19 protein-coding genes and 1 pseudogene are annotated in these 24142 nt (G+C 69.4%); 8 read left to right on the top strand and 12 right to left on the bottom strand.

The window, feature by feature from the left end; genetic code table 11:
* Nucleotides 1–3 precede the first annotated feature (3 nt).
* From paaD to ACTWQR_RS06580, 8 genes are all read right to left on the bottom strand, one after another.
* The gene (gene paaD / locus ACTWQR_RS06615) at nt 4–522 is read right to left on the bottom strand and encodes a 1,2-phenylacetyl-CoA epoxidase subunit PaaD (RefSeq protein WP_443225960.1); all 519 of its coding nucleotides are present in this window, start codon (nt 520–522) and stop codon (nt 4–6) included.
* Nucleotides 516–1346 carry a 1,2-phenylacetyl-CoA epoxidase subunit PaaC gene (gene paaC, locus ACTWQR_RS06610; RefSeq protein ID WP_443225959.1) on the bottom strand — a complete coding sequence of 277 codons (831 nt, stop codon included), beginning with the start codon at nt 1344–1346 and terminating at the stop codon, nt 516–518. The genes paaD and paaC overlap by 7 nt, the downstream gene beginning before the upstream one ends.
* A 10-nt stretch (nt 1347–1356) precedes the next feature.
* Nucleotides 1357–1659, bottom strand: coding sequence for a 1,2-phenylacetyl-CoA epoxidase subunit PaaB (gene paaB, locus ACTWQR_RS06605; protein ID WP_443225958.1), 303 nt, complete (start codon nt 1657–1659; stop codon nt 1357–1359).
* A complete protein-coding gene (gene paaA, locus ACTWQR_RS06600) occupies nt 1656–2660 on the bottom strand; it encodes a 1,2-phenylacetyl-CoA epoxidase subunit PaaA (protein WP_443225957.1) in 1005 nt (334 codons plus the stop codon). Before paaA ends, paaB begins: the two co-directional genes overlap by 4 nt.
* 989 nt (nt 2661–3649) lie before the next feature.
* Nucleotides 3650–4261 (bottom strand): hypothetical protein, encoded by a 612-nt coding sequence (locus ACTWQR_RS06595; RefSeq protein WP_443225956.1) that lies wholly within the window; start codon nt 4259–4261, stop codon nt 3650–3652.
* Nucleotides 4262–5984: 1723 nt separating this feature from the next.
* A complete protein-coding gene (locus ACTWQR_RS06590) occupies nt 5985–6659 on the bottom strand; it encodes a dienelactone hydrolase family protein (protein WP_443225955.1) in 675 nt (224 codons plus the stop codon).
* Nucleotides 6660–6879: 220 nt separating this feature from the next.
* Nucleotides 6880–8052: a baeRF2 domain-containing protein gene (locus ACTWQR_RS06585; protein WP_443225954.1), complete on the bottom strand. Its 1173-nt coding sequence runs from the start codon at nt 8050–8052 to the stop codon at nt 6880–6882.
* Nucleotides 8053–8839: 787 nt separating this feature from the next.
* The gene (locus ACTWQR_RS06580; RefSeq protein ID WP_443226095.1) at nt 8840–9235 is read right to left on the bottom strand and encodes a RidA family protein; all 396 of its coding nucleotides are present in this window, start codon (nt 9233–9235) and stop codon (nt 8840–8842) included.
* 132 nt (nt 9236–9367) lie between these two features.
* Between ACTWQR_RS06580 and ACTWQR_RS06575 the strand changes: the two genes are divergently transcribed.
* The 4 genes from ACTWQR_RS06575 (at nt 9368) to ACTWQR_RS06560 (ending at nt 12031) form a co-directional block, all read left to right on the top strand.
* Nucleotides 9368–10342 (top strand): helix-turn-helix transcriptional regulator, encoded by a 975-nt coding sequence (locus ACTWQR_RS06575; protein ID WP_443225953.1) that lies wholly within the window; start codon nt 9368–9370, stop codon nt 10340–10342.
* Nucleotides 10343–10881: 539 nt separating this feature from the next.
* Complete coding sequence (locus ACTWQR_RS06570) at nt 10882–11058, top strand: hypothetical protein (protein ID WP_443225952.1); 177 nt, start codon at nt 10882–10884, stop codon at nt 11056–11058.
* A gap of 7 nt (nt 11059–11065) precedes the next feature.
* Nucleotides 11066–11227: a competence protein CoiA family protein gene (locus ACTWQR_RS06565; protein ID WP_443225951.1), complete on the top strand. Its 162-nt coding sequence runs from the start codon at nt 11066–11068 to the stop codon at nt 11225–11227.
* 141 nt (nt 11228–11368) lie between these two features.
* The gene (locus ACTWQR_RS06560; protein WP_443225950.1) at nt 11369–12031 is read left to right on the top strand and encodes a phosphoribosyltransferase; all 663 of its coding nucleotides are present in this window, start codon (nt 11369–11371) and stop codon (nt 12029–12031) included.
* A gap of 205 nt (nt 12032–12236) precedes the next feature.
* Here the strand turns inward: ACTWQR_RS06560 and ACTWQR_RS06555 are convergent, their stop codons facing one another.
* On the bottom strand, nt 12237–13397 hold the full coding sequence (locus tag ACTWQR_RS06555) for an FUSC family protein (RefSeq protein ID WP_443225949.1): 1161 nt from the start codon (nt 13395–13397) through the stop codon (nt 12237–12239).
* Between the two features lie 294 nt (nt 13398–13691).
* Between ACTWQR_RS06555 and ACTWQR_RS06550 the strand changes: the two are divergent.
* Nucleotides 13692–14109 (top strand): annotated as a pseudogene (locus ACTWQR_RS06550) (sigma-70 family RNA polymerase sigma factor); the annotation flags it as partial.
* A 3-nt stretch (nt 14110–14112) separates the two neighbouring features.
* Here the strand turns inward: ACTWQR_RS06550 and ACTWQR_RS06545 are convergent.
* Both ACTWQR_RS06545 and ACTWQR_RS06540 read right to left on the bottom strand, forming a co-directional pair.
* A complete protein-coding gene (locus ACTWQR_RS06545; protein WP_443225948.1) occupies nt 14113–14913 on the bottom strand; it encodes a phosphatidate cytidylyltransferase in 801 nt (266 codons plus the stop codon).
* Nucleotides 14913–16691 (bottom strand): aminotransferase class I/II-fold pyridoxal phosphate-dependent enzyme, encoded by a 1779-nt coding sequence (locus ACTWQR_RS06540; protein ID WP_443225947.1) that lies wholly within the window; start codon nt 16689–16691, stop codon nt 14913–14915. The genes ACTWQR_RS06545 and ACTWQR_RS06540 overlap by 1 nt, the downstream gene beginning before the upstream one ends.
* A 959-nt stretch (nt 16692–17650) precedes the next feature.
* On the opposite strand from ACTWQR_RS06540, the gene ACTWQR_RS06535 reads away from it, so the two are divergent.
* Nucleotides 17651–19651, top strand: a complete 2001-nt coding sequence (locus tag ACTWQR_RS06535; protein ID WP_443225946.1) for a spermidine synthase — start codon at nt 17651–17653, stop codon at nt 19649–19651.
* A gap of 440 nt (nt 19652–20091) precedes the next feature.
* On the opposite strand, the gene ACTWQR_RS06530 is transcribed toward ACTWQR_RS06535, so the two are convergent.
* On the bottom strand, nt 20092–20559 hold the full coding sequence (locus ACTWQR_RS06530) for an SRPBCC family protein (RefSeq protein WP_443225945.1): 468 nt from the start codon (nt 20557–20559) through the stop codon (nt 20092–20094).
* Between the two features lie 323 nt (nt 20560–20882).
* Between ACTWQR_RS06530 and ACTWQR_RS06525 the strand changes: the two genes are divergently transcribed.
* The gene (locus ACTWQR_RS06525) at nt 20883–21692 is read left to right on the top strand and encodes a TylF/MycF/NovP-related O-methyltransferase (protein ID WP_443225944.1); all 810 of its coding nucleotides are present in this window, start codon (nt 20883–20885) and stop codon (nt 21690–21692) included.
* Nucleotides 21693–22022: 330 nt separating this feature from the next.
* Complete coding sequence (locus tag ACTWQR_RS06520) at nt 22023–23777, top strand: ankyrin repeat domain-containing protein (RefSeq protein ID WP_443225943.1); 1755 nt, start codon at nt 22023–22025, stop codon at nt 23775–23777.
* The last annotated feature ends 365 nt before the right edge of the window (nt 23778–24142 follow it).

Genomic DNA, 24142 nt, shown 5'->3' with positions numbered 1-24142 from the left:
CCATCAGATCTCCTTGACGTACTCGAACGGCTCCCGGCAAGCCCGGCAGCGCCACAGCGCCTTGCAGGACGTGGCGGCGAAACGGGAGGTCTCCTCGGTGTCCACCGAGCCGCAGCGCGGGCAGGGCACGGCGGCGCGCCGCGTGGTGGTCAGCACCAGGGGCACCGGACCGGCGGCGCGACGCGGTGCGGCGCCGGGTGGGGCGATGCCGTGTTCGGCGAGCTTGCGGCGACCGGCAGGGGTGATCCAGTCCGTCGTCCACGGCGGGTTCAGGACCGTACGGATCTCCACGCGGGCGAAACCCGCGTCTCGCAGCCGCCGGGCCACGTCGGCGCGCATCTCGGCCATCGCCGGGCAGCCCGAGTAGGTCGGCGTCAGGCTGGCGACCACGGTGCCGTCCTCGGTCACGTCGACCTCGCGCAGGACTCCGAGGTCGGCCAGGGTCAGCATGGGCAGCTCGGGATCCGGCACGTGCTCGGCGATGCGCCGGGCCCGCCGGACGTCCGTCAGTACCGTCACCATGTCGCCTCCGGGTGGGCGCGCGCCACGCTCTGCAACTCGGCCAGCAGCGGCACGAGATGCCCGGTGTGTTCGCCGTCGCGTCCGGCGCCGGGCAGCGGCCGGTAGGCGGGCATGGGCAGCCCCGCCGCCTCGGTGACCTGACGCAGGACGGCGACGACCTCGTCCCGTACGTCGTACGCCGTGAACAGCTCGCCGAGGTACGGGGCGACCTGCTCCAGGGCCGTACGCATCCGGCGGTACGACTCCTCGGTGCCGTCACCCAGGCGCACCACCCACTCGGCCGCGTACTGCCGGTGGTACGTCAGCTCCTTGACGCCCTTCTCGGCGATCGCCGCCAGGACGGGGTCCGGGTGAGACGTGAGGTGCTCGAAGTGTGCGAGGCGCCAGCTGGACAGCACCAGCAGGCGCACGATCGAGAACGCGAAGTCGCCGATGGGGAGTTCGGCCAGGCGTACGTTGCGGAAGTCGCCGGCGTCCCGGAAGTAGGCGTACGCGTCCTCGCCGCGTCCCGTGCCGTCGACCTGACCGGCGCGCGCGTACAGCAGGCGGGCCTGGCCGAGCAGGTCGAGCCCGATGTTGGCCAGTGCCACCTCCTCCTCCAGCTCGGGCGCCCTGGTGCACCACTCGGCCAGCCGCTGCGCGGAGACCAGCGCGTCGTCGGCCAGTGCGAGGCAGGACGCTGTCAGTTCCCCGGCATCGGTCCCCTCGGGTACGGCGGTGTCCACGCCGTGCAGCGGGTCCTCGAAGCCGGTGCCGAACGCCCAGCGGGCGTCGCCGTCGTCGTGCCCCTCGGCCAGGGACATGTAGACGTGGTCGTCACTCATGCCCTGCTCCTCAGATGTGCGGGACATCGTCGGGGATGTCGTAGAACGTCGGGTGGCGGTAGACCTTGTCGGCGCTGGGTGCGAAGAACGGGTCCTTCTCGTCGCGTGTGGACGCGGCGATGTGCTCCGAGCGCACCACCCAGATGCTCACGCCCTCGTTGCGCCGCGTGTACAGGTCGCGCGCGTGTGTGAGCGCCATGGTGTCGTCGGCCGCGTGCAGCGAGCCCACGTGCACGTGGTTCAGCCCGCGCTTGCCGCGCACGAACACCTCGTACAGCGGCCAGTCGCCCTTCCTGCCCTCGGTGTCACTCATGCCGCTGTTTCCTTCCGGGCTCGCTCGCTCTGCTTGGCCGCGTGGGCGGTGGCCGCCTCGCGTACCCAGGTGCCTTCCTGGTGGGCGGACCGGCGCCGCTCGACCCGCTCGGCGTTGCACGGCCCGTCGCCGCTGATCACTCGCTTGAGCTCGGACCAGTCGGGGGTGCCGTAGTCGTGGCGTCCGCGCTCCTCGTTCCAGCGCAGCTCCGGGTCGGGCAGCGTGACGCCGAGCTTGGCGGCCTGGGGCACGGTCATGTCGACGAAGCGCTGGCGCAGCTCATCGTTGCTGTGCCGCTTGATCTTCCAGGCCATCGAGGCCGCCGAGTTCGGCGAGTCGCCGTCGGGCGGGCCGAACATCATCAGCGACGGCCACCACCAGCGGTCCACCGCGTCCTGGACCATCTGCCGCTGCGCCTCGGTGCCGCGCATCATCGTCAACAGCAGCTCGTAGCCCTGCCGCTGATGGAACGACTCCTCCTTGCAGATCCGTACCATCGCGCGCGCGTACGGCCCGTACGAACTCCGGCACAGGGGCACCTGGTTGCAGATAGCGGCCCCGTCCACGAACCAGCCGATCACGCCGACGTCGGCGAAGGTCGGCGTCGGGTAGTTGAAGATCGACGAGTACTTCTGCCGGCACTCGATCAGCCGCTCGGTCAGGTCCGCGCGATCGGCACCCAGGGTCTCCGCCGCCGAGTAGAGGTACAGCCCGTGCCCGGCCTCGTCCTGGACCTTCGCGAACAGGATGGCCTTGCGCCGCAACGACGGAGCCCGGGTGATCCACTCACCCTCGGGCTGCATACCGATGATCTCCGAGTGCGCGTGCTGGGCGATCTGCCGGATCAGCGTCTTGCGATAGCCCTCCGGCATCCAGTCACGCGGCTCGATCCGCTGGTCCCGCGCGATCGTCGCCTCGAAGTGCTCCTGGAGCGATCCCTCAGCCACCGGCTCGGCACCACCGGCGCCCGCGCCTGCTGCGGCGGAGTGTGTCGTCGTCATCGATACCAGCTTCCCTACCGACCATTCGTTCGGTGCCAGTGTGACGTGTTTCCCCGGCCTGGGCAAGACCCGACCCGGCTCCAGGGCCGCAGGAGATCCAGGACCTCAGTACTCCCTTGAAAGGACGGATGGCTCGTGCTGTGAGGAACGCGCGTGCCGCGCCGCGACGGCCCCGGGGTACGCGAGGGGGGCGACGGCACGACCGTCCACGCCCGCGCGCCACCGGGACCACTGTCGGCGGTCGGCCCGATCCCGGCACACGGCGGCCGGCAGCCCGTACCGCATCGACACGTCGAACGCATCGCTCGCCGAGAGCGACGCAGGCCCTTCCCAAGGACTACGGACGTGCCGACACCCGCGACGGACTGCGCGATGCCGGCGGCCGCCCGATCACGCCGGCGACGGCTCCGCGTCGGCGGTGACGACTCCGCGTGGGCGTCGGGGCCATCCAGAATCTCGGCCGCCGTTTCCCGGTGCTCACCAGGCGCGGCAGGCGCTCCTCGGCCGGGCAAGGCGCTCGGTCAAGCGCGCTATGACCGCACGGAGTTCGTCCACTTCCTCCCAGACCGCCGTCTCCCCCCGCAGCAGTTCGAGGAACGGCACCCCAGGGGCGCCAAGGCGCTCGCGCGATGACTGATGGCACCGGTGGAACGCATCGGGTCGACGGCGGCCCCCGGCTGCAGGCGAAACACCTCGCGGATACCCTCTCAGCCGTTTACTCGTACGCGCATCAGCCTGCGCTCCCGTGCGTCACGGGCGACGCCGAGCGGAGCCGCAGCAAACCAACAACCGGGCACTTCAAACGCCCCAGAGCTGGACGCGGGCAAAGCGGAAACCACGTGACGGTCAGGCACGCAGGCATGCATGGCCGTGGCCAGAGTCATGTCGTGATCAGGACGGCGGCCGGGACGGTTGCCAGGACTGGTGTGCACCGAGCGCGGCGCTGCGCTTGGCCGCTGCGACCGTCCCCGCTCGGAACCCCCGTCACCTCAGTCGCTTCGCACGTCGGCGTAGACGACCTCGAACTCCTCCAGCCCGGTCACGGTGACATGCGCCTTGGCGGCACCCTCGTGCCTGGCCGCCGCCTGGCCGGAGCGGGACGCGGCAAAGGACTCGCGGTCGGCGAAGAGGGCGCCGACCAGTCCGCGCCCCCGGTCCCGGTCGATGAGCAGGGACGTCCTGGCCAGTCCCGGGAGCGTTTCGAGCTTCGGGACCACCGTCGCCCGAAACGTCTCGGCGAACAGATCCGCGTCCGAGGGGTCGAATTCCACCCTGGTGACCCGCAGCCCCGCTCCCGCCTCCGGCTGCCGGACGGAGTGAAAGACCACCGCTTCGAAATTGTCGGTCGCCGTTGTTGCCGCGAAGCGCTCCAGGAGCGCCGTCCGCCGCTCGCGCAATGCCTCGTCGCTGTTCCGCCGGGCCTCCTCCGACTCCCACCAGGTCACCCCCAGCAGCTTTCCGAGCTCCCGGTCCGCGAAGATCCCGAAGCCGCGGAAGCCTGGCTGCTGCTCGAGCAATTCCCGGCCTTCAGTGCTGAGTCCCTCGATAGCCGTGTCGATGTTTGCCGGATCGCCGGTCGCATAAACAGTGCGTACGAACATGACGCCTCCCAGTAGCCACTCGCACATCCGAAACTTCCGACATGACCAGTCTTCTACTGAGAGCAAACCTGGGCAAAACCAGGCAAGCCTTAACCAGTACGTCCCGACCCGGGGTTGCCAGGCCGCGGGGCCGATTCGCGCTCGAAGACACGGGAGCACCAAGCGAGTTGCCCTCGACTCCACGCTCACGGCTGGGGTCACCTGTATTCGCGCAGACACCCATTCATACCGACCGAGGACGACCCCCCGAGCTGCGCCTAACCACCTCGGCAGCGGCATCGCCCACCGCGCGATTGTGCACAACGGCGCGAACTTCGCCCCTGTGAAGGTGCCTCCCGCGGCCACGCAGGCGAGCCCAGATGACCCAGTTGCCGGTCGCCCCGAGCCTCCGCGACTGACTGCCCCGCTTGTGATCAACTCGAGTCCCCAGACCCTCACCCCTCATGTGTCCCCTGGGGCTGCGCAACCGTGGCGTTCTCGCGCGCATCGGCTGCCCGAAGATCGTCAGACAGGGCACGCCGACTCAGCTGGTTCACAGTTCCCCGAACATGAGCGTCCTCAGCGTGCCACTGCCATCGTCATCGTCCACAGCACCGCCTCCCACGGTCGCACCGCACCGATACTCCGCGTCCGGCTTCCACACAAGGCCGGAGACCTGTGCCAGCGCCGTAGCAACGGCCGACACGCCTTACCTTGGTTACCTTGGGCGTGTCATCCCTTGCCCTGCCCAGCCTTCTTCTTCAGACGTCGCCTCTGTCGACCGGTGACCGTCTTGCGTCCGCTCTGTCGTAGGTACGCTTCCTCGCGTCGCGCGTTGTCCATGGACGCTCCCTCCAGGCATCCCAGGAATCCCAGCCATCCCAGGTATCAGAACCGCTTCCTGAGCCAGCGTTTGCGTGCGGCATGGTGCCGAGGTCGCCGCCCTCCGCGAGGATCCGCATGGTCAGGTCCCGGTCGGTCACCAGGCCGTGCGCCGTATGGGGCTTCGCGAGCCGTTTCGCGCGCGAGTTCCCTTTGAAGCGGCCCCGAATCCTGAGCGCGGCGGTCCGAACCCGAAGCCTCGGAGGGGCACCCGGGAGGAGGCGGACTGGTGTCGGTCAGAGAACCGCTTCGGGTGGCCCCACTACGGCTCCATGTGACGGACGCGGGCCCAGCGACTACTCCTCGGCGACCTGCAACAACGAAAGCCTCCCTCCCCGCGGGTTCCGACCACGATCAGGTCGGCGTCCTCGGCCGAGTCCAGGATGGCCTCGGCCGGGTGGTCGTGGGCGAGGACGGCGTCAATCCGCAGGCCCGGATGGGCAGTCCCGATCCGGGCGCGGCCGTCGTCCAACATGCCGGTAGCGGCCTCGAAGACCTGCCGGTGACACCCGTCCCGGTCTCGTCGTATCCCATCTCGGATCAGGGGCCGACGGCATGGACGAGCCTCGACGCACCGCCGCGCAGCTCCGCTTGGGTGCCGCCCGGTCCGCGGCGAGCCAGGAGTGGGACGTGTCGTCGATCCCGACCAGGACAGTTCCATCGCCGCCGGTCATCGCGCCCCCGTCTCCGCCGACACGGACCGCACGCCGTGATCACACCGATGATCATGCCGATGAGGCAGGACGGTCCAGTGCTGCCCGCTGACCGCCTTCGCACCACCGGGGACTGCCCCTTCCGGTTGGTCGATCTCGATGAGCGTGGTGGGTCTCGATGAGTCGGCCCCTGCGAACGATGGGCCCGGTCACTCCTCTTCCGCGGCCGTCTCCCGAACAGCGCGCAGTCGGTCGTCGCACCACTGCCTGGCCGTCTCGGCGACCTGTTCCAGAGCACCGGGCTCTTCGAACAGGTGCGTGGCTCCCTCCACGATGCGCAGGGAGTGCGGCGCGCGCAGCCGCCGAGCCGCCTCCTGGTTGAGCTTGAGCACCTCGTTGTCCTGACCGCCGACGATGAGCAGGACCGGGGCCCTCACGTGTTCCAAAGCGCCGTCGGCGAGATCGGGCCGCCCACCCCGCGACACCACGGTCAGCACCCGGTCCGGCCGCTCGGCCGCGGCCACCAGAGCCGCCGCGGCGCCTGTACTGGCGCCGAACAGGACAACCGGGAGCCCCCGGGTGTCAGGCTGCACCTCCAGCCAGTCGATCGCGGCCACGAGCCGCCGCCCCAGGAGCGGAACGTCGAAGCGGTGCTCGGCGGTGATCGCGTCGTGCCGCTCCTCGCGTTCGCTGAGCAGGTCCATCAGCAGCGTGCCGAACCCGGCCGTGCGCAACTCGGCGGCGACCATCCGGTTGCGTGGGCTGTGCCGGGAACTGCCACTGCCGTGCGCGAACAGCACCACGGCACGCGCCGCTGCCGGGACGACGAAGTCGCCCGAGAGCGTGGCGTCGTCGGTGGGCACCAGAACCATCTCGGAGATCATCGACATCAACTTCTTCCGGTACTTTCGGCACTTCGGATACTTCGGATACTTCCGGTATTTTCAGTTATTCGGTTGCTCCGGCTTCTTCCGGCTTCTTCGTTCCTGCCGGCCTTTCGGATCGATACGAACCGGATGTTCCCCACCGCGTACCCACCCTCGCTGCGAGAACCCGCGGTGCCGAGCACATGGCACGGGGCACCGTCGGGCGGCCTTGAATCACCTACTGTGCGGACTGGGCCGGCGCGTACCGGTAACGCAACAGGACGCCCACGCCGTCGGTCAGGGGGATGCGGTCCGGTGGCAGCACGATCAGTTCGGCTCCGGTGCGGACAACGGCGTGCAGCAGAGCCGCGTCGGCCGGTTCCTCCCGGAAGGACGTCACGCCGAAAGCCTCCAGGTCCGCAGCGGACATTGCGATCTGCGGTGGCTGGATGCCCAGCCACAGGCACTCGGGCAGCCGGGCCCCGCGGGTGAGCAGGAGGGCTCGGGCCTGTCCCCGTTGCAGGGCGGCGACCGCCGCGTCGATGCCCTCCGACCTCCGGCGGTGCCGGGCACGCTGCGCCAGGAAGTCCTCCGCCAGCCGCTCGTCCGCCGCGCTCAGGCACCCGTCCAGCACCCGGCCCACGTGCTCCTCCAGCACACCCGGACCGGCGGCTCCCCCGGGACCGGTTACGCAGCCGTCGTCCACCACCGTCACCCGGCTCCGCAGCCGGGTGGGCAACTGGTTCACCAGGACGCCCGGCACCCAGACATCGTCCGGGTCCCGGCACAGCACTATTGATTCGGCGCGGTCGCGTTCGGCAAGGTCCGCGAGTTCCCGGGCGACCTGCGGGGCCGTGCGCTGCCATGCGTCGATCGGCACCTGGTGGCTCAGCCGCCGCCCCGGACTGACCCTGCCGGTGGGCCACCGCCCAGTCGCCGAGACGACCCTTACGTGGTCGCCCGGGCCACGGTCGTCGATCCCCTCGTCCACCCCCTCGTCCGCCGCTCCCTCGTCCGCCGGCCACTGGCCGCCGCGTGTGAGGGCGACGGCCAGGTACGGGATGTCCGGCGCGCGCTGCACGGCCAGCGGCGCGGCGTCGGGCAGTACGTCCAGCCGGCCCCTGTCACGCACCGGCGGCTCGGGCAGTTCCTCCACCAGGGCCAGGTGTCCGTGCGCCGCGAACAGTGCCTGTCCGTGCGGTCCAGGCAACGAACGGTCCGTGCCCACGGCCTCGGCAAGTGCGGAGACGGTTGCACGGTCCGCTCCCTGGGCGAGCAGGGCATCGCGCTGATGCCGCCAGCGCAGGTCGATCGCCCTGTCGGGATCGTCGATGTCCCGGGATGTGTCGAGGTACACGCTGGCCCAGGGACCGGGTTCGGTGAAGAGGGGGTCGAGAAACGAGAGCTTCATCGTGTTGCCAAGGTTCGGTAGTTCGGCTTGCCGCCGCGGATGTCGGGACATCGCGTCCGGGTTCGTACGACACGTACGGCATATACGGCACGTACAGCACTCCGTCGGCGACGAAGATGCCCACGCCGCTGCCGCTTCACATTGGCCCGGGTACCCCACCGACAAGCGACGTCAACCGGTCGGCCGACCGGGCCGCAGGGCGCCTTCGGCCCACCGGAGATCCTCGGCGCCGGAGTTGGTCTGAAGAGGGCCGCCGTCGGTCTGGTGTGTCATCCCACGGCCGTGTGGCTCCTGTACGGGATCGCGCGTGGGCTGGTTCCAGGCAGCGGCCGACTGCCCGCCGGGGTCATGAATCTCGTGCGCGCCGAGGAGACCATGAAGGACCTGGAATTCACCAAGGTCGACAAGGTGAATTTCGACCCTCTGCTCCGGCGGTTGATCATCAGGTGCGCCGCCACAACGACCAGGCGGAGACGATCGTCCATCCACGACTTCGCGAGGAGGTTCCACCCGATCTGCGGGAGGACCTGACATACGAGCTGCGCCCGAACACGCCGGCTCCCAGCAGATCATGACCGTCTTCACCAACGAGGACGGGCCGCTCCGGGCCCGGAGCGGCCCGTCGTACCGAAGAACACCGAGGGCATCCGCCCTCAGCTCAAGCGTCTGGTCAGCCGCCGTAACGGACACGAGGCCTCACACCACCCTGTGGGCACAGACGATCACCCATCTGCCTGCTGCGCGTGCCGGTTGAACCGGCACGCGCAGCAGGGGCGGCGAGGTCGCATCACGCGACGGCGGTCCCCTCGAGCTCGACCAGCTGGCCGGGGATCGCCAGTCGCGCCACCCCGAGCATCGTGGTGGTCGGCGCCACCCCGGCGGCACCCAACCGCGCCGCCAGCACGCCGTAGTGCGGGAAAAGCAGATCGACGTCGGTCGTGTAGACGTTGAGCCGGACGAGGTTCACGAGAGACATGCCGGCCTTGGCTAGCACAGCCTCCAGGTTGTCGATGCTCAGCGCCAACTGCGCCGCCATGTCACCGTCATGCAGGGGCTTGCCGTCGCCGCTCATCGCGGTCTGCCCCGAGATGTACAAGGTCCGGGTGTGCCCCGATACAACCTCACCCTGGTTGAATCCCATCTCCGCCGACCACGTCACCGGGTTGACCGCCGTTCTTTCCACTGCCACAGCTCCATTCGATTCATCGGGAGTACGTACGTCCATCGGCTCGGTTGCGCCGGCTTCGACGCCGTGTTGACGAGCCTCGCAACAAATCACGACACCCCCAGTCATGTATTCCGCTAGCGTTCTCGTATGCGTGCTGACCGGTTGGTCTCGCTGGTGCTGCTGCTGCGTCAGCGCGGTCGGCTGACTGCGGACACGCTGGCCCGGGAGCTGGAGGTATCCACCCGCACCGTGCTGCGCGACATCGAGGCACTGTCCGCGGCCGGCGTCCCGGTCTACGCCGAACGCGGCCGGCACGGCGGTTTCACCTTGCTGCCCGGTTTCCGGACCGAGCTCACCGGTCTGAACCACGACGAGGCCCTCGCCTTGCTCACCGCCGGATCGGGGCGCGGCGGGCAGGTATTCAGCCTCGGCTCGGCGCTCGCCTCGGCCATGCGGAAGGTGGTCGACGCGCTGCCCGAAAGCCACCGGGCCACCGCGAGCGACGCGGCCCAGCGATTTCTCGTCGACCCGGAAACCGACCTGCTCTCACGCCGGCTGGTCACTGAGGAGGTACCAGACACGACAATGATCGAGGTCAGGCGCGCGGTGCTCGCCGGACACAAGCTGCGCATCCGCTACGCGGCCACAGGCCAGACACCACAGTGGCGCACGGTGGACCCGATCGGCCTGGTCACCGTACGCGACCGGGGCTACTTGCTGGCCACGAGATCTGGCGCGGAGCGCACCTACCGGCTGTCGCGCGTGTTGGCCGCCGAGGAACTCCCCGAAACGGCACAGCGGCAAAACCGGGTCGATCTGGACCGGATCTGGCGGGAACGCTCCGCACAGTTTCTCTCCGGCGGCGACCACATCACCGTGTTGGTACGAGTGAACCCGGCGCGACGGGAGGATTTGCTGGACACCGCGCTGGCAGTCCGCGCAGAAGAACCCGACGCAGACGGCTGGCTGAGGCTGAAGGTGACCTTCCAAGATTCCCGACACGCCGAATGGGCGCTGTGGCAGCTCAGCACGGACGCGGAAGCCCTGACCCCGCAGTCGCTGCGCACCTCCCTACGCAACCGCGCCGCCGCGATTGCCACCCGCTATGGAGACTCATCTTGAGAGTGCGGTGTGAGGCTTGGCGTCCGAGCGCCGCCAAGACGGACGCCAAAGCCTCATACCGCACCCTCAGGTGTCCTGGTCGTCGGGTGTCCCGGTCGTCGGATGTCCTGGTCGTCGCGTGGCGGATTCCTTGTGCCGGCGGGAGCAGTCCGACCGGCCCTCTCCCCTTCGCATCTGCCCTTGAGTGCGGGCGCGGCGGACGGTACACCGGTGGTGTCTCGGGCACCCGGCTGCGCCCACGGGAGAGTCCGGATGCAGAACGCGCCCGGGCCGTGTGGCACCTCTCCGCGGGGTACGTCCACCATGGCGACCGGGGACGGGACTGACCGGGAAACGCGATACCCGTGGTCGCCGTCCTGCCGGATGGCCGCCGAAGACTGTCGCAGCCTGTCCCAGTTTGGGTGCAGCCGGGCAGGAAACCCCGAACAGGGACAGGTGACGTCGCGGGCCTGAGCCCGGACGAGGAGCGGCTCGGTGGCACTGGGTGGCTGACTGCCGGGACGGGACTCTTCGCCGGAAATCGATGAAGGAGCATCCGCATGAAGGCTGTCGTGTGGCACGGGGTCGGGAACGTACGCCTGGAAGAGGTGCCCGAGCCGGTCGAGGCGAACCGCCGCTTCGACCGGCGGGAAGCGGGCTGGACAAAGGTCGTCCTCGGAGGCTCGGACGAGGGGGCGGTCGCGCCAGGTCTGAAGAAGCGACGAACCTGGAGATGAGCGAGCGATGACAGCGAAGGCCGGTGAGAAGGCGCAGAAGACGGGGGACTTCTACTGCGCCAGTTGCAGCGAGAAGGTCCACGTCAAGCAGGGCGACAAAATCCCTTCCTGCCCCAACGGCCACAAGGAGTACGAGACACGCCGGAACGAGCCCGACACCAAGTCCTAGCGGCATTTGTGGACGCGTCCCGGTCCCCCGCATCCGGCACCCTCTCAGCCGGCCCCGCGGCGCGGTGACCACTGGACATCCGGCATACACAGCTCACCGACCGGATCACACACATCCCCTCGCAAGAGGAAGGCAGGCATCATGCGATTTCACGACCGTCGCCACGCCGGCCAGGAACTCGCCGTCCGGCTGATGGAGTGGGCGGCCGACGGAGATCTCGTCAACCCCGTCGTGCTGGCGCTGCCCCGAGGAGGCGCCCCGGTGGCAGCCGAGGTGGCCCGAGCCCTCAAGGCACCCTTGGATGTGCTGGTCGCACGGAAAATCGGTGTCCCTGGCCACCCCGAGACCGGAGTCGGCGCGATCGTCGGTGACGATCCTCCGCTCTTCGACCGGCGCGCCTTGGAGATGCTCGACCTGACCGAGGAGCGCCTCAGCCCGGACGTGGCCCGCGAGCGGAACGAACTGCACCGCCGAGAACTGCTGTACCGGGGCGACCGCCCCGCGCCCGACGTCAAGGACCGGGCCGTGATCGTCATTGACGACGGGCTCGCCACCGGGGCCACCGCACGCGCCGCTCTCCGGTACCTGCGCCGCCGGGGCCCCGCCCGCCTGATCCTCGCCGTGCCCGTCTGCGCTCCCGACTCTGCCGCCGCGATGCGCTCTGAGGCCGACGACCTCGTCTGCCTTCACCAACCACCGGACTTCTGGGCGGTCGGCCAGTGGTACGACGACTTCGACCAGGTCAGCGACGACGAGGTCATCGAAATCCTGCACGAAGTCAGCACCTCGCCGTCTCAGAGCTGACGCCGGGACCAGTCCCACCACCGTCCTTCACAAACCCCGGGAGATCCGGCTGAAGTGACAGCGATGACCACCCCCGCCCACCCGGTCAAAGGGCGACCGCCGGGCGGGCGCATCCGTCCTGCTGGGAACAGGGAAGCGGCTGAAGTCGGGCTGGCGGGAGCGGGAGGGGCCGACCTGGTTCCGTCATCGGTTCGGCGGCAGACGGTCACTGGGACGGGTCAGAGTCATGGTTCAGGTGGGGAGGTTGTGTGAGCAGGTGATCGGTGACCCTGCCGGCGTCGACCAGGAGGGACCCGTACAGGGCCATCCCCTCCAGATCGGTGGGGCCCTTCCGGGACACGACGTCACGCAGGTCCTGCTGACAGGCGCGGATCTCATCAACGGCCCGGCGCACACGCCTCCGGGCCGCCCGGCTGTCGTCGGTGACAACGCAGCCGTACGCGTCCACTGCGGTGGCCACGTGGCGCAGGAACTGTGCGTACAGGGCAATTACCCCTCCGTCGGGGCGCGGCCTGTCAGAGCGGTGGTCCGACGCCTCTTTCAGCGTGCGGGTCAGGTCACTGAGGTAATCGGCGAGTTCCTCGAGCACATGAATGGTGTGCTCGAAGGAGTCCTGCAGACGCCCCAGCTCCGCGCGGCGCCGTCGGTCCGGATTGAGCCGGACGCTCTCCTTGCCGCGTTCCAGAGCCGATCGCGCGTGCCCGATGAGGCCGAAGAGCCGACGGGCCCGCCCGTCCCAGTCACGGGCCTGGGGGTGACCCCATGAGTCGGACAGGCCGTCCGCGATGGCGGTCAGCGTCCGCGCCGCCTCGTCGGTCACCGCACCCACGGCCTTGTGGGTGCTGCGCAGAAACACCGGGGGCAGGATCAACATGTTCACCCCCACTCCCACCGCGGCTCCGAGCAGCGACTCCAGCAGCCGCGCGACCGCTGTGTCCACACTCGGATGGCCGAAGGTGAGCGTGAACAGAACCGCGGTTGCACCGTTGAGGCCCTGATCACCCAGCTTTGGCCAGTTGCCCAACAACAGAATGGCGGGCAGCACCAGAGCCAGCGCCAGTGTCGGGTTGCCCAGCGTCATTCCACCGGCCGTGGCCAGCACCGTCCCCAGGGCGATTGCGCCCAGCTGCTGCAGACCCTGCGCAACCGATTGATAGACCGTGGAGCGCACCAGGACGACTGCCACCCAGGGGGCGATGAAAGAAAGCGGCGCGTGCAGCAACCGACCCGCGATCATCCACGCCACGAGGGCGGCCAGCGCCGCCTTGAGCGACTGCACCGCCAGGTCCCGCTCACGTCCGGGCCGCAGCCAGGCACGCCGCACCGCTCGCCCCACCGACAGGACCTCACCGCGCACCGCGTCCACCGCACACCTTCCTCGCGCCATAACACTGCAAGTGCCACGAAGAACCGCTTCGAATGCGGACAGACCGGCCGCTCGCCGTGCCGAAGCAGCGGATCCCCAGTCAAGTCGTACGGCCCCGGCGCGCGACGACCCATGCCGTGCGCGCGTCGTCCGGACGCTGCGCGCACGGTGCGGTCCCCCTGCCCGCCCCAGGCAGGCCCTACGCCGCCCTCAGACGCCCGCCGCCGATGCCTGCCCACTCCGTTCAGGCACGGGAAGTTGACGAGATCGCCGGGCACGACCACGTGAGCCCGCGACGTGCTGGTCGGGCTGGAGGCACTGAAGTCGCTGAAGGCACTGGAGAGTTTCACGGCGCTCTCGCTCGACGCTGAACTCCCGTGCAGCGAAGACGGATACTCGCCGCGCGACGCGCTCGACTCCCCCGCCCCCGCGCTCGACGTGGTCATCAGCCGCGAGGCCGTCAGGCCCTCGCCTGCGCCAACTGCCCGAACGCGAAAGGAACATCCTCCGCATGCGATTCTTCGACGACGACACGCCCCCAAGGCGCATCACCGAACAACTCGGCATCTCCCAGATGCGCGTCTCCCGGCTGATCAGCCGCTGCTGCGAACGGATGCGCCACCTGGGTGTGAGCGCCGCCTTCATTGGAGAGGTTCACGCATCGGCCTCGGTCCTTCGTCACACTGTCCGCTGCCCGGCCGAGGACGGATGAGGGTCAGCGCAGGACAAGCAGGACAGCCAGCGCGATGAGCAGCGAGTCGATCCGGTCCAGCAGGCCGCCGGAGCCGGGTAGCCAGCGGCCGGCGTCTTTCGTCTGCACACCTCTTTTGATCATGGATTCGAGAAGGTCGCCGACCGGGCCGCCGACCGCCACCGCAACCGCCATCGGCCAGCTCAGCGCGGACAGCACGGCGAGCACGCCGAGGCCTGCGGCGGCCCCGGCCAGGGTCCCGCTCCACCGCTTGGCCGGCGACAGTGGCGACAGCCGCGGCCCGCCCAGCCGTTGACCGGCGAAGTACGCCACGATGTCGGCGACCGAGACCGCCACGAACAGCGCGAGTGCGTTCGCCCCGAGCACGACCAGCGCGGCCAGCACACTCAGCCAGGCCAGCCCGAGCAGGCCGGCGCCGAGCCGGCGCAGGCCGTGGTCGGCGTCGCCGGCGAAGAGCGGCACCGCGGCCACCGCGAGCGCCCCGATCGCGACCGCGCGAAGCTCCTGTCCGGGCGCCAGCCAGGCAGCGAGCACCACGCCTGCCACTGCCGCGGCCAGCACGGCCCGGTCCACCCAGCCCAGCAGCATCAGCCCGCCGAACTCCATCACCGCAATCACCCCGACCACGATGGCGATGGCCGCGGCACCCGGGCGGCCCAGCCAGAACGCACCGGTGACCAGTGGCACTCCGACCGCCCAGGCGCACCACCGGATCAGCAACTCACGGCGCCGGGACACCGCAACCGCGATGCCGCCGAGCGCCAGCGCCCCACCGAGGTAGGGCGCCAGAGAAGCCACGGTCATCACCGAGCGGATCCAGCGGCGGGAACGCCCTCAGGCATCGAAACGAGCGAGGCCGAACCCGGTCGCAGCACGTCCAGGGCGGCCTGACAGGCGGCCACAATGAGCGCATTCTCGGCACTGTCCTTGACCGCGATGCGCACGGCGCGCCCCTGGTATTCCGACGACAATGGCGACAGGTCGCGCAGGTAGACGTCGCGGCGACGGCACTCGTTCACCAGTTGTGCGGCACTCGGCCCGCCGGATGGCAGGGTCACGGTCAGGAAATTCGCCACGGCCTCCTCAACCACCAGGGCCTCATCCAGCCCGGCCAGGTCGGCGGCCAGCTGCCCGCGCAGCGCGTGGGTGCGAAGCCAGCAGTCGCTGTAGTAGGCCGGGTCGCGCAGGGCTGCCACCGCGGCAAGCTGCGCCGGGAGGCTGACCGGCCAGGGCGGCGTCCATCGGCGTAGTCGCGCCGCGGTGGTCGGCTCGGCCACCAGGTACGCGGCCCGCATACCGGACAGGGCGTACATCTTGGACAGTGAGCTGCAGACCACTACCCGCGGGTCCGTCGCGGCGAGGCCGACGAGCGACTCGGTCTGGTCGACATATCCCAGGTACGCCTCGTCGATCCACCAGCGGGTTCGGGCCGGCGCGGCGGCGATTACGGAGCGGAGCTCGGCGGCCGGCGCGTGGCGTCCGGTGGGGTTGTTCGGGTTGACCACCACCACGAGGTCGTAGCGACCGGATCCAACGGCAGCGGACAGCCGGGCCGGATCGATCCGCCAGCCGTCTTCGCGACGCAACCTGAACCGGTCGACCCGGCATCCGATCCCCCTCTCCGTGACGTGGGCATACTCGCCGTAGCCCGGGTCTGTGAGAAGCACCCGGCTCTCCGGGGTCAGCCACCGGCCGAACGCCCTGAAGATCAAATCGGATGAACCGGCGCCGACCGCGAGCGTCTCCGCCGAAAGCGCCCGGGCCTTGGCGATTTCCGCCAGCAGGCCCTCGGCACCGGCCGGCGGCGAGGTCCGGGCGGCCCAGGCCGGATCCTCCGCGAGCGCCGCCCGCACCCCGGGGGCCGGCGGGAACCAGGCGTCCAGCACGTCGGCCGCGACCACCTGATGGCGCCGGTGCAGGCTGCGGAAGTCCGTACCGATGGCGGTGAACGAGGCGCCGCCGTGCTCGCAGCCGTCCGGCCGGGGTGCGAACGCCACGTCCAGTCGCCAGTCCACTTCGGACCCCAGACGCTCCAGCGTGGAGCGGTGACGGTCCATCGCGCCCTTCATCAGTTCGGTCACGCTGCCGGTCAGCACCTCGAACGTCAGCGCACCGCTGTGGACGGTACGGCCGACCGGGCGCAGTCCGGCGGCCAAATACATGTCGAGCAGCTCGGCGCGCCCCATCGCCACCACCCGACGACCGCCCCGGGCGGCGATCCAGCGCAGCGCCGCGTACATCAGCAGCGGTGCCGCCGCGGTGGCCCGCCAGCGCGGCTCAACGGTGAGGATGCGTACCTCGAACGGATCGTCCTCGGTCAGCAGCGGCAGCTCATCGCGGGTCAGATACTTGTCCAGCGCATACCGTCCCAACCAGGGCGGAGTCAGGCTGATGAAGCCGATTCGGGCCGCGCCTCGCGCCGCGACCAGGTAGACGTTGTCGCCGTCCAGCCCGTCGCGAAGCCGCCCGGACGGATCCGGCGCATGCTGGCCCAGCTCCTGTGCGTACACCCGGTGACGTAATTCGTGGATCCACTCGAGATCCTCCGGAGTGGCAGCGCGCAGCTGCAGGACACCGGCCATAAGCACCTTCTTTCGACGGGGTGGAGCCATCCCATCGTGGGGAACGCGGACCGACCGCGACAGAGCCGAGCGACACAATCAACCTGAGTACGCCTACTCAGGCGCAGTCCTCCCCGGCGTGCCCGTCCGCGGGGCCGGCGGCAGGCGACTACCGAGGGTGCTCCGGAGCCGTGTGCGCGGGTTCGAACCGGACGGGGTTGCCGGCAACAAGCAGTTCCGTCACGCTCTGCCGGACGAGAACTCCACGGCCCGTGGGATGCCCGGACAGAGTGCTGTGAGCAAGGCGCCCTGTCCGCCGCCATGTCCACGACCGTGGGAAGGGGCCGAGGTCGGGGGCCCGTACCGCAAGGGCGAACAGTGCCGCGTACTGCTGGGGGAGGGCTTCGCCAACTTTCGTGGCTGGGGCGACGAGCAGGCTGTCGGGATCCCGGCCGGCTGCCCAGCCGCGACGAACGATGGCGGCCGTGTCCTGCTGTGCGAGGCCCTCGTCCCCGACACGCCCAATCAACCCGGTCCTGCCCCCTCTGATCGACCTCGACATGCCCGTGATGCGCCACGGCGCCCGGCAGCGCACGGCAAGCGGGTGCGAACAACTGCCACACCGGGCGGACTTGAAGCTGCCGGGCGTCGCCTCAGGAGAAAACGCGCACAGCATCCTCGATGCCGTGGCGTAACACGCCCGGTTCGCGCCCTGAGGTCCGGCCACCAGGCGAGCCCGTGGGGCGGCTCGCATCGGTGGCCGGGTCATCGACGGGCCGACTGGTGGTCGGCAGACCGCCTCCAGGAACTGATCTCGAGGTGGTCCTGGGGCGTGGACCGAGTGTGTTCGTCCGGCCGGTCAGCATGGAGGAAGGCCACCGGGCCGGACGCGCGGGTGCTCGACTCGTCGCGGCGAAAGTGGCACCTTTCGGGACATGGAATGTCGCACTGGTGCCTGGGAAATCCGCGGAAGACTACTGTTGGCCAGCGCGACCATGCTGTTCGTCGAATTGGCGCTTATCCGCTGGACGGGCGCCAACATCGTCCATCTGAGTTACTTCTCGAACTTCATTCTCCTCGGATCGTTCCTCGGTATCGGTCTTGGATTCCTCATTCCGGCCCGCCGCGGGCAGTGGCTGAAACGCTGGGCGCCCGTACCGCTGGCCGTCCTCGTGGTCCTTGTACGGGAATTCCCGGTCCAGGTGCAGCAGACCAGCGATGAGGTCATCTACTTCACCGCCGTGAAAACCACGGGACTTCCGGAATGGGTCACTCTCCCGGTCGTGTTCCTGCTGGCCGCAGTGGTCATGGCAGCCATCGGCAAGATCACCGCGGACCTGTTCCGGCAGCTGCCGTCCCTGGAGGCGTACCAGTACGACCTCCTTGGTGCCCTCACCGGGTCCGTGGCGTTCGCCCTGCTGTCCTGGCTGAGCGCCCCCTCGGTCGCCTGGGGAGTCATCGCCGGACTGGCCATGCTCGTGCTCGGCGGACGGGGCAACAGCGTGCGCTACGCCGTACCACTCACCGCGATGGTGGCGGTCCTGGCCTTCGAGTCGGCGGCGCAGGGCGTCTCCTGGTCGCCGTACTACAAGATCGAGGTCAAGCGGCCCCCGGCCGGCAGCAGCACCCGCGACTACAAGATCTCCGCCAACGGCGTCCCGCACCAGAGCATCGCGCCGCTCAGTGTCCTGATGAAGGCCGGCTCGCCGTACGAACAGCCCTACCGCGAGACCCCCGGAAATCCCTACCGCAGGGTCCTCATCATCGGCGCCGGCAACGGCAACGACGTGGCCGTCGCGCTGGCCCACGGGGCCAAGCACGTGGACGCCGTCGAAATCGACCCGAAGCTGCGGGAGATCGGCGCGCGGCTGCATCCCGAAAAGCCGTACGACGACCCCAGGGTGCACACCCATATCGATGACGGCCGCGCATTCCTCGAACGGACCAACGCCCGCTACGACCTAATCGTCCTCGCGCTGCCGGACTCACTGACGCTCGTGTCCGGCGCGAGCAATCTCCGTCTGGAGAGCTACCTGTTCACCCGGGAGGCATTCGAGGCTGCGCACGAACACCTGTCCCCGCACGGCGCGTTCACGATGTACAACTACTATCGCCAGGACTGGCTGATCGACCGATTCGCCGGTGATCTCACCACCGTGTTCGGACACGCCCCCTGCATGACCGAATACGGCGGCAGAAAAGCCGTCTTCGTGGCCGGCCGGACCACAGCCGACCAGACCTGCGGGAAGATCTGGCACGCCAGCGGCCCCGTCCCGGAGCCCGCGACCGACGACCACCCCTTCCCCTATCTGCTGCACCGCACCGTCCCCAGCCTCTACCTGGGCGCACTCGGGGCCATCCTGCTGGTCACCGTCCTGTCCGTGCGCCTCGCCGGAGTCCGCGTCCGACGCACCGTCCGCTATGCCGACATGTTCCTGCTCGGCGCCGCGTTCATGCTGTTGGAGACCAAGAGCGTCATCGGCTTCGCTCTGTACTTCGGCACCACCTGGCTGGTCAACGCGCTCGTCTTCATCGGCGTACTGCTCGCCGTGCTGGCGGGCGTCGAAGTGCGCCGCCGGATGCGGCGGCTCAACCAACCAGTGATGACGCTCGTCCTGCTCGCCACCCTGGCCGTCGCCTGGCTGGTCCCCGCCGAGTCCGTCCTGTCGCTGCCCTTCGCCGGACGGCTCGCCGCGGCGATCGCCCTCGCCTTCGCGCCGATCTTCTGCGCCAACCTGGTCTTCTCCGACCGGCTGGCCTCCGCCCCAGACCCCACGGCCGCCTTCGGCGCCAACCTGCTCGGCGCCCTCACCGGCGGCACCCTGGAGTACCTCGCCCTGCTGACCGGTTATCAGACACTGCTGCTGATCGTCGCCGCGCTGTACCTGGGCGCCTACGCGGCGATGCGCCTCACCGGCAACGGCCCGGACGCACCCGCGCTGCCCGAGCCACGGCCGCTGGAGTCCGAGGCGCGGTCCTAGTCCAGTGGCTCGTCATGGTCCAGTGGCTTCTCATGCGGCCATGGCCGGGAATTCCGTCCACTGACGGATCGGTGAGTCCGGGGCGAAGTCGCTCTTGGTAGGCGTTCTTCCGCGCGGCGAGCGCCTATCAGCGCGGACCAGGACAAACGGCTGTTGCCGCCTGTCGTTCCCCCCGGGGGCACCGCTGACCGCGATGCGTCCGGGTTCGTCATGCCCGGCCCAGGGCCAGTCGCGGGCGGCGGGTGGTCACGGCCGGTGCGGCGGAGGGCGGCAGCGATGTTGGTCTCACCGTCCTGGCGGAAGACGCTCAGGCTGGTGATCAGGTAGACGTGTTCGGTGGCGAGCTTTGTGGTCGCCAGGCCGCGGCGCCGGCGCACGACCTGGAGGCCATACTCTTCGCCGGGGTGATCGTGGCCGGGCCCGGGCTCAGCCGACTTGAGTCAGCCTGCCGCCTCGACGTACGACGCCAGGTTGGCCAGCGAGGAGGCGATTCCGGCCTCGTGGACGGCTTGGTCGATGCCGGGTGGCACGTCCGTGGCGGTGACGGTCACCTCGGTCCCGTCACCGTCGGCTGCGAGGTGCCAGGTCATTGTCATGGTGCCCGCGTACGATTGGTCGTCGGCCTCGAACACCGCCCGTTGCACCACGCGCTCCGGTGGCACCAGGTCGGCGAACCCGACGTCGACGACGTCCGTCGCATCTGAGGTCTTGCCGGGGCTGTCGGTGGGGTCGAGGTAGGTGAGCACCATCCGGAACCCGCCACCAGGCCAGGGATCCCACCGCTCGACCCGTCCGCGCATGCCGTCCGGCGGCAGCCAGGCCTCGAGCGACTCCCGGTCGAGGAGGGCGCCGTAGACGGTCGCCGGTGGTGCCGCGATCACCCGGCTGGCGCGGTCGGTCCTGCTCATGGCCCGATCCTAGAAGCAAGGAGGCTCCGCTGGGGAGCCGTTCCGGCTCTGATGGAGGCCCGGGCCTGTCCCGGCCTCGACACCTCACGCCGTGCTGGGACGCCCCCAGCTTGTCGAGTTCGCCGTGGATGGACGCAAGCTCAGCCGCATCGCGGGTCACCGGTTTCGGGATCCCGCCCACCTCCCGGACGGTCCGCGCGGCCGCTGGTCAGTGCAGGACACCATCGCCGTCAGCCGATCAGTGGCCACGCTGAAAGCGCTCATGCTTCCCGGACGGGCCCGGCTGCCGCGCTCGCCGGCTCCCGGTTCGGTACGTTGCTTCCATGGCATGGCGTAAGAATGTCAATGCGACCTTGAGGCGGCTCACCGGCCACGAACTCCGTCGCTCGCAACCCGCGGTGTCCCCGCAGAGGGTCCCGCAGAGGTCTCCACAACGGTCGGAGCCGGTTGCTGCCCCAAAATTCCCCGCTGACTACGACGACACGGCCACGGAAGTCATTCGGGCTGTGTCTCCCTACACGATGACCTCACCCGAACGACTCAATGCCCTGATCCTGGCCACCCGCTACGTCAGTCGGCACAACATCGCCGGTGACATCGTCGAATGCGGGGTGTGGCGAGGCGGCAGTATGCAGGCGGCCGCCCGCACCCTGCTCAGCCTGCACGACACCGAGCGGCACCTGTACCTCTTCGATACGTTCGAAGGCATGCCTGCGCCCACCGACAAGGACCTTCGCCGGGACGGCGAATCCGCCGCGGATCTGCTCGCCAGACAGGACAGGAGCCGCCCTATCTGGGCCGTCGCGACGTTGGACGACGTCAAAGATGGCTTTCAACGGGTTCCGTACCCCGCGGATCGCGTCCATTTCGTCCCGGGACTGGTGGAGGACACCATTCCCGCCGAGGCCCCCGAGCAGATTTCGATTCTGCGGCTGGACACCGACTGGTACGCCTCAACGCGCCACGAACTGGAGCAGCTTTACCCGCGGCTGGTCAGCGGTGGCGTCCTACTCATCGACGACTATGGCTGGTGGCAGGGGTCGAGGTCTGCGGTGGACGAGTTCCTGGAGAAGACGGGCGCCCGACTCCTCCTCCTCCGCATGGATGAAGGCCGCATCGCGGTCAAGCCATAGATAGATAGATAGAACTCGCAACACGATCTTGCGAATCCTTCCTGGTGGGCGGTGACCGGCGGGATGACTCAGCCGTCCATGGGGTACGACGACTCGGCCGTGGATCGTGGAAGACCAGTTGTGGGTGCTGACCGGCCGTTGTCGGCACCCTGGCCGATCGGACGCCGGGGCCGCGGCCTGTAGGTGACCAGCGGTGCCTGCAACGGGATGCGGTATGTGACTGACGTACAACGGCAGCGCGCCCGACGCGGTCGAGAGGCCTGCACGCTCTGCCGTGAACTCCGCTGCGGAGGCTGAGGCAGTGTCAGACCGCTCTGCCAGGATCGGCGCATGGGATTCTTCGATGATCTAGTACTACCGGAGGAGCCGGCCGCTGAGCGGACCGCGTTGGTCCAGCTGGGACCGCCGAGAGAGGACGACGGGCAGTACGCGCCGCCCGTTGACAGGTTTGCGCCGGTGCTGCTGTCGCAGCTCGTGGTGGCCGGCGCCGGTCCGGACACCCGGGTGCTGCTGACGGGATGGTCCTTGTGGCCGCGTGCGGCCACCTTGCATCTGTCGGTCTTCCGTAAGACCCGCTGGCAGAGTGCGGACTCACGCCGGCAGTCCGGGCTGCGCGTCGGCCTGCTGTTCTCCGACGGCCGCCGGGTGACCTCTTTGGATGGCACGGTGACGCGGGGGGTGCGGTTCACGACGTCCTCGGGGCAGGTGACCGAGGCGGCGACGCAGCAGGCCATCGGGCTGATTCCGCTGGATCCGGGGCTGCACCAGTCCCGCCGGTCCCTCTTCAAGACCGACGTCGACCTGTATCTGGCGGAACTCCCACCACCCGGCGAGGCGGAGCTGGTCGTCGAATGGCCGGACGAGGGCATATCCGAGACGCACACCCCGATCGACGTGGCGGCACTGCATGCCGCGTCGGCGCGGGCACTTGAGGTCTGGCCGGGGATCGAGCCGCCGGATCCGTCGGAGCAGCCGAGTTCCTTCGCGCGCATGGAGGTCAGCGGACCGCCCGGCTTTCTGGCGCCGCCTCTGTCCCGGCGCCAACGCGAGGAGCTGCGCCGTCAGGAGGAAGAGCGCCTGCGCTACGTGCCGCGGGCCGACTGGCAGCACCTTGGGTACCGGGACTGGGGGGACGCAGCGCTGATCAGGGCCCGGCTCGATGGGGGCGCGCAGCCCGACGCCCGCGTCGGATGGCACGGCACCACCCCGCTGCACCTGGCGGCGGAACAAGGGGCGACGGAGGCGGTGGTCATGCTCCTGTCGCACAACGCGGAGACCGACCCACGCGACGACGACGAGCACACGCCGCTGTGGTACGCCGCCTGCAGCGCGGACGAGGGCAGCGTCCGCGCGCTGATCGACGCCGGGGCCGATGTGTGGACGCCGCAGACAGGGCCCTGGTCGCCGGGCCGACTCCTGCTGACCACGTCGCTCGCGCCGCTCGTCGCGGGCCTGCCGGAGGCCGTGGTGCTGCCCACGGAGGAGGCCGCCTCCTTCCGGGCAGCGGACGCGCTCATCGCGGCCTTCGGCGAGCGGGAACTGTGGACCGATGGGCTCGGGATCGCCTTCGTGCGAGAGCTGAGCGAGGACGAGCTGATCCGACGGCTGGGCGCCGACCCCGCGCAGTGCCCGAAAGCGGACCCTGAGCACGCGCCCTTCGACCCGGCGGACTACGACGAATCCCTCCGCTATGTGGGCGTGACAAGCGTGCCCGGCGACCCGGGCGGCTGCGTGATCACACAGGACGGGTACATGCCGAGCGACGGCGCCGTGCTGCGGGCGATCACTGCGGACACCACCGCATACGGAATCTACTTCAACCCCAAGGGCGGGACGTTCGGCACCCTGGCCCGCGACGGAGAGGTCGTCGAGAGCGAGGAGATCGGCCTCCCGCCAGACGAGCCGGAGCCATCCGCCCACTGGCGCTTCCGTTTCTGGCAGCGTAAGCACACGTTCCCCTACGGCGCCGACACTCTGGCCTATGCCTGCGCCGCGGCCGGCCTGCGGATCAGCGACGGCCGGGAAGCGGCAGATCGCGGCGCACCGCGTCGCTGGGTGGCACTGCCTGCGCAACTTCAGCGCTGAGTGCCCTTCTTCAGCCTCTGGTCACCCGACTCGTTCGGCGAAGCGTTCCGAGGACGCTTCGCCGAACGACCGCTCGTGCCAGTACGCATACGCACCGGGCTCTGACCTGCGGCAAAGAGGTAGAGAACCTGGCACTGAGCTTGATCTCCATCTACCGGCCGTCGAGCGGTGTCTCGGACTGGGTCGCGCACCCGGGAATTCGCGGTGTGGTGACGTGTTTCGGTCCCGGCCGAGGCGTGGGCCTCATCGCCCAGGAGGGCGACAGCCTTCGAATGATGCGTCACTGTGCGTGAGCAATGCTGCGAATGGGTGATGTATCGACTGCCTGGCTGGGTTGGGTCGTTGAGGGAGCATGGAAGCGCTCG

The sequence above is a fragment of the Streptomyces sp. 2A115 genome (assembly GCF_052245575.1).
Classification (GTDB): Bacteria; Actinomycetota; Actinomycetes; order Streptomycetales; family Streptomycetaceae; genus Streptomyces.
Note: the sequence above shows the minus strand (reverse complement) of the source record. Positions and strands in the feature narration are given on the sequence as shown.

Coding starts and splice junctions, on each gene's coding strand:
- paaA (WP_443225957.1), bottom strand. CDS start 2,660: ATGACGACGACACACTCCGCCGCAGCAGGCGCGGGCGCCGGTGGTGCC.
- ACTWQR_RS06530 (WP_443225945.1), bottom strand. CDS start 20,559: ATGAGCAGGACCGACCGCGCCAGCCGGGTGATCGCGGCACCACCGGCG.
- ACTWQR_RS06570 (WP_443225952.1), top strand. CDS start 10,882: ATGAAGGCTGTCGTGTGGCACGGGGTCGGGAACGTACGCCTGGAAGAG.
- ACTWQR_RS06565 (WP_443225951.1), top strand. CDS start 11,066: ATGACAGCGAAGGCCGGTGAGAAGGCGCAGAAGACGGGGGACTTCTAC.
- ACTWQR_RS06525 (WP_443225944.1), top strand. CDS start 20,883: ATGGCATGGCGTAAGAATGTCAATGCGACCTTGAGGCGGCTCACCGGC.
- ACTWQR_RS06540 (WP_443225947.1), bottom strand. CDS start 16,691: ATGGCCGGTGTCCTGCAGCTGCGCGCTGCCACTCCGGAGGATCTCGAG.
- ACTWQR_RS06520 (WP_443225943.1), top strand. CDS start 22,023: ATGGGATTCTTCGATGATCTAGTACTACCGGAGGAGCCGGCCGCTGAG.
- ACTWQR_RS06545 (WP_443225948.1), bottom strand. CDS start 14,913: ATGACCGTGGCTTCTCTGGCGCCCTACCTCGGTGGGGCGCTGGCGCTC.
- ACTWQR_RS06585 (WP_443225954.1), bottom strand. CDS start 8,052: ATGAAGCTCTCGTTTCTCGACCCCCTCTTCACCGAACCCGGTCCCTGG.
- ACTWQR_RS06560 (WP_443225950.1), top strand. CDS start 11,369: ATGCGATTTCACGACCGTCGCCACGCCGGCCAGGAACTCGCCGTCCGG.
- ACTWQR_RS06595 (WP_443225956.1), bottom strand. CDS start 4,261: ATGTTCGTACGCACTGTTTATGCGACCGGCGATCCGGCAAACATCGAC.
- ACTWQR_RS06575 (WP_443225953.1), top strand. CDS start 9,368: ATGCGTGCTGACCGGTTGGTCTCGCTGGTGCTGCTGCTGCGTCAGCGC.
- paaD (WP_443225960.1), bottom strand. CDS start 522: ATGGTGACGGTACTGACGGACGTCCGGCGGGCCCGGCGCATCGCCGAG.
- paaC (WP_443225959.1), bottom strand. CDS start 1,346: ATGAGTGACGACCACGTCTACATGTCCCTGGCCGAGGGGCACGACGAC.
- ACTWQR_RS06590 (WP_443225955.1), bottom strand. CDS start 6,659: ATGATCTCCGAGATGGTTCTGGTGCCCACCGACGACGCCACGCTCTCG.
- paaB (WP_443225958.1), bottom strand. CDS start 1,659: ATGAGTGACACCGAGGGCAGGAAGGGCGACTGGCCGCTGTACGAGGTG.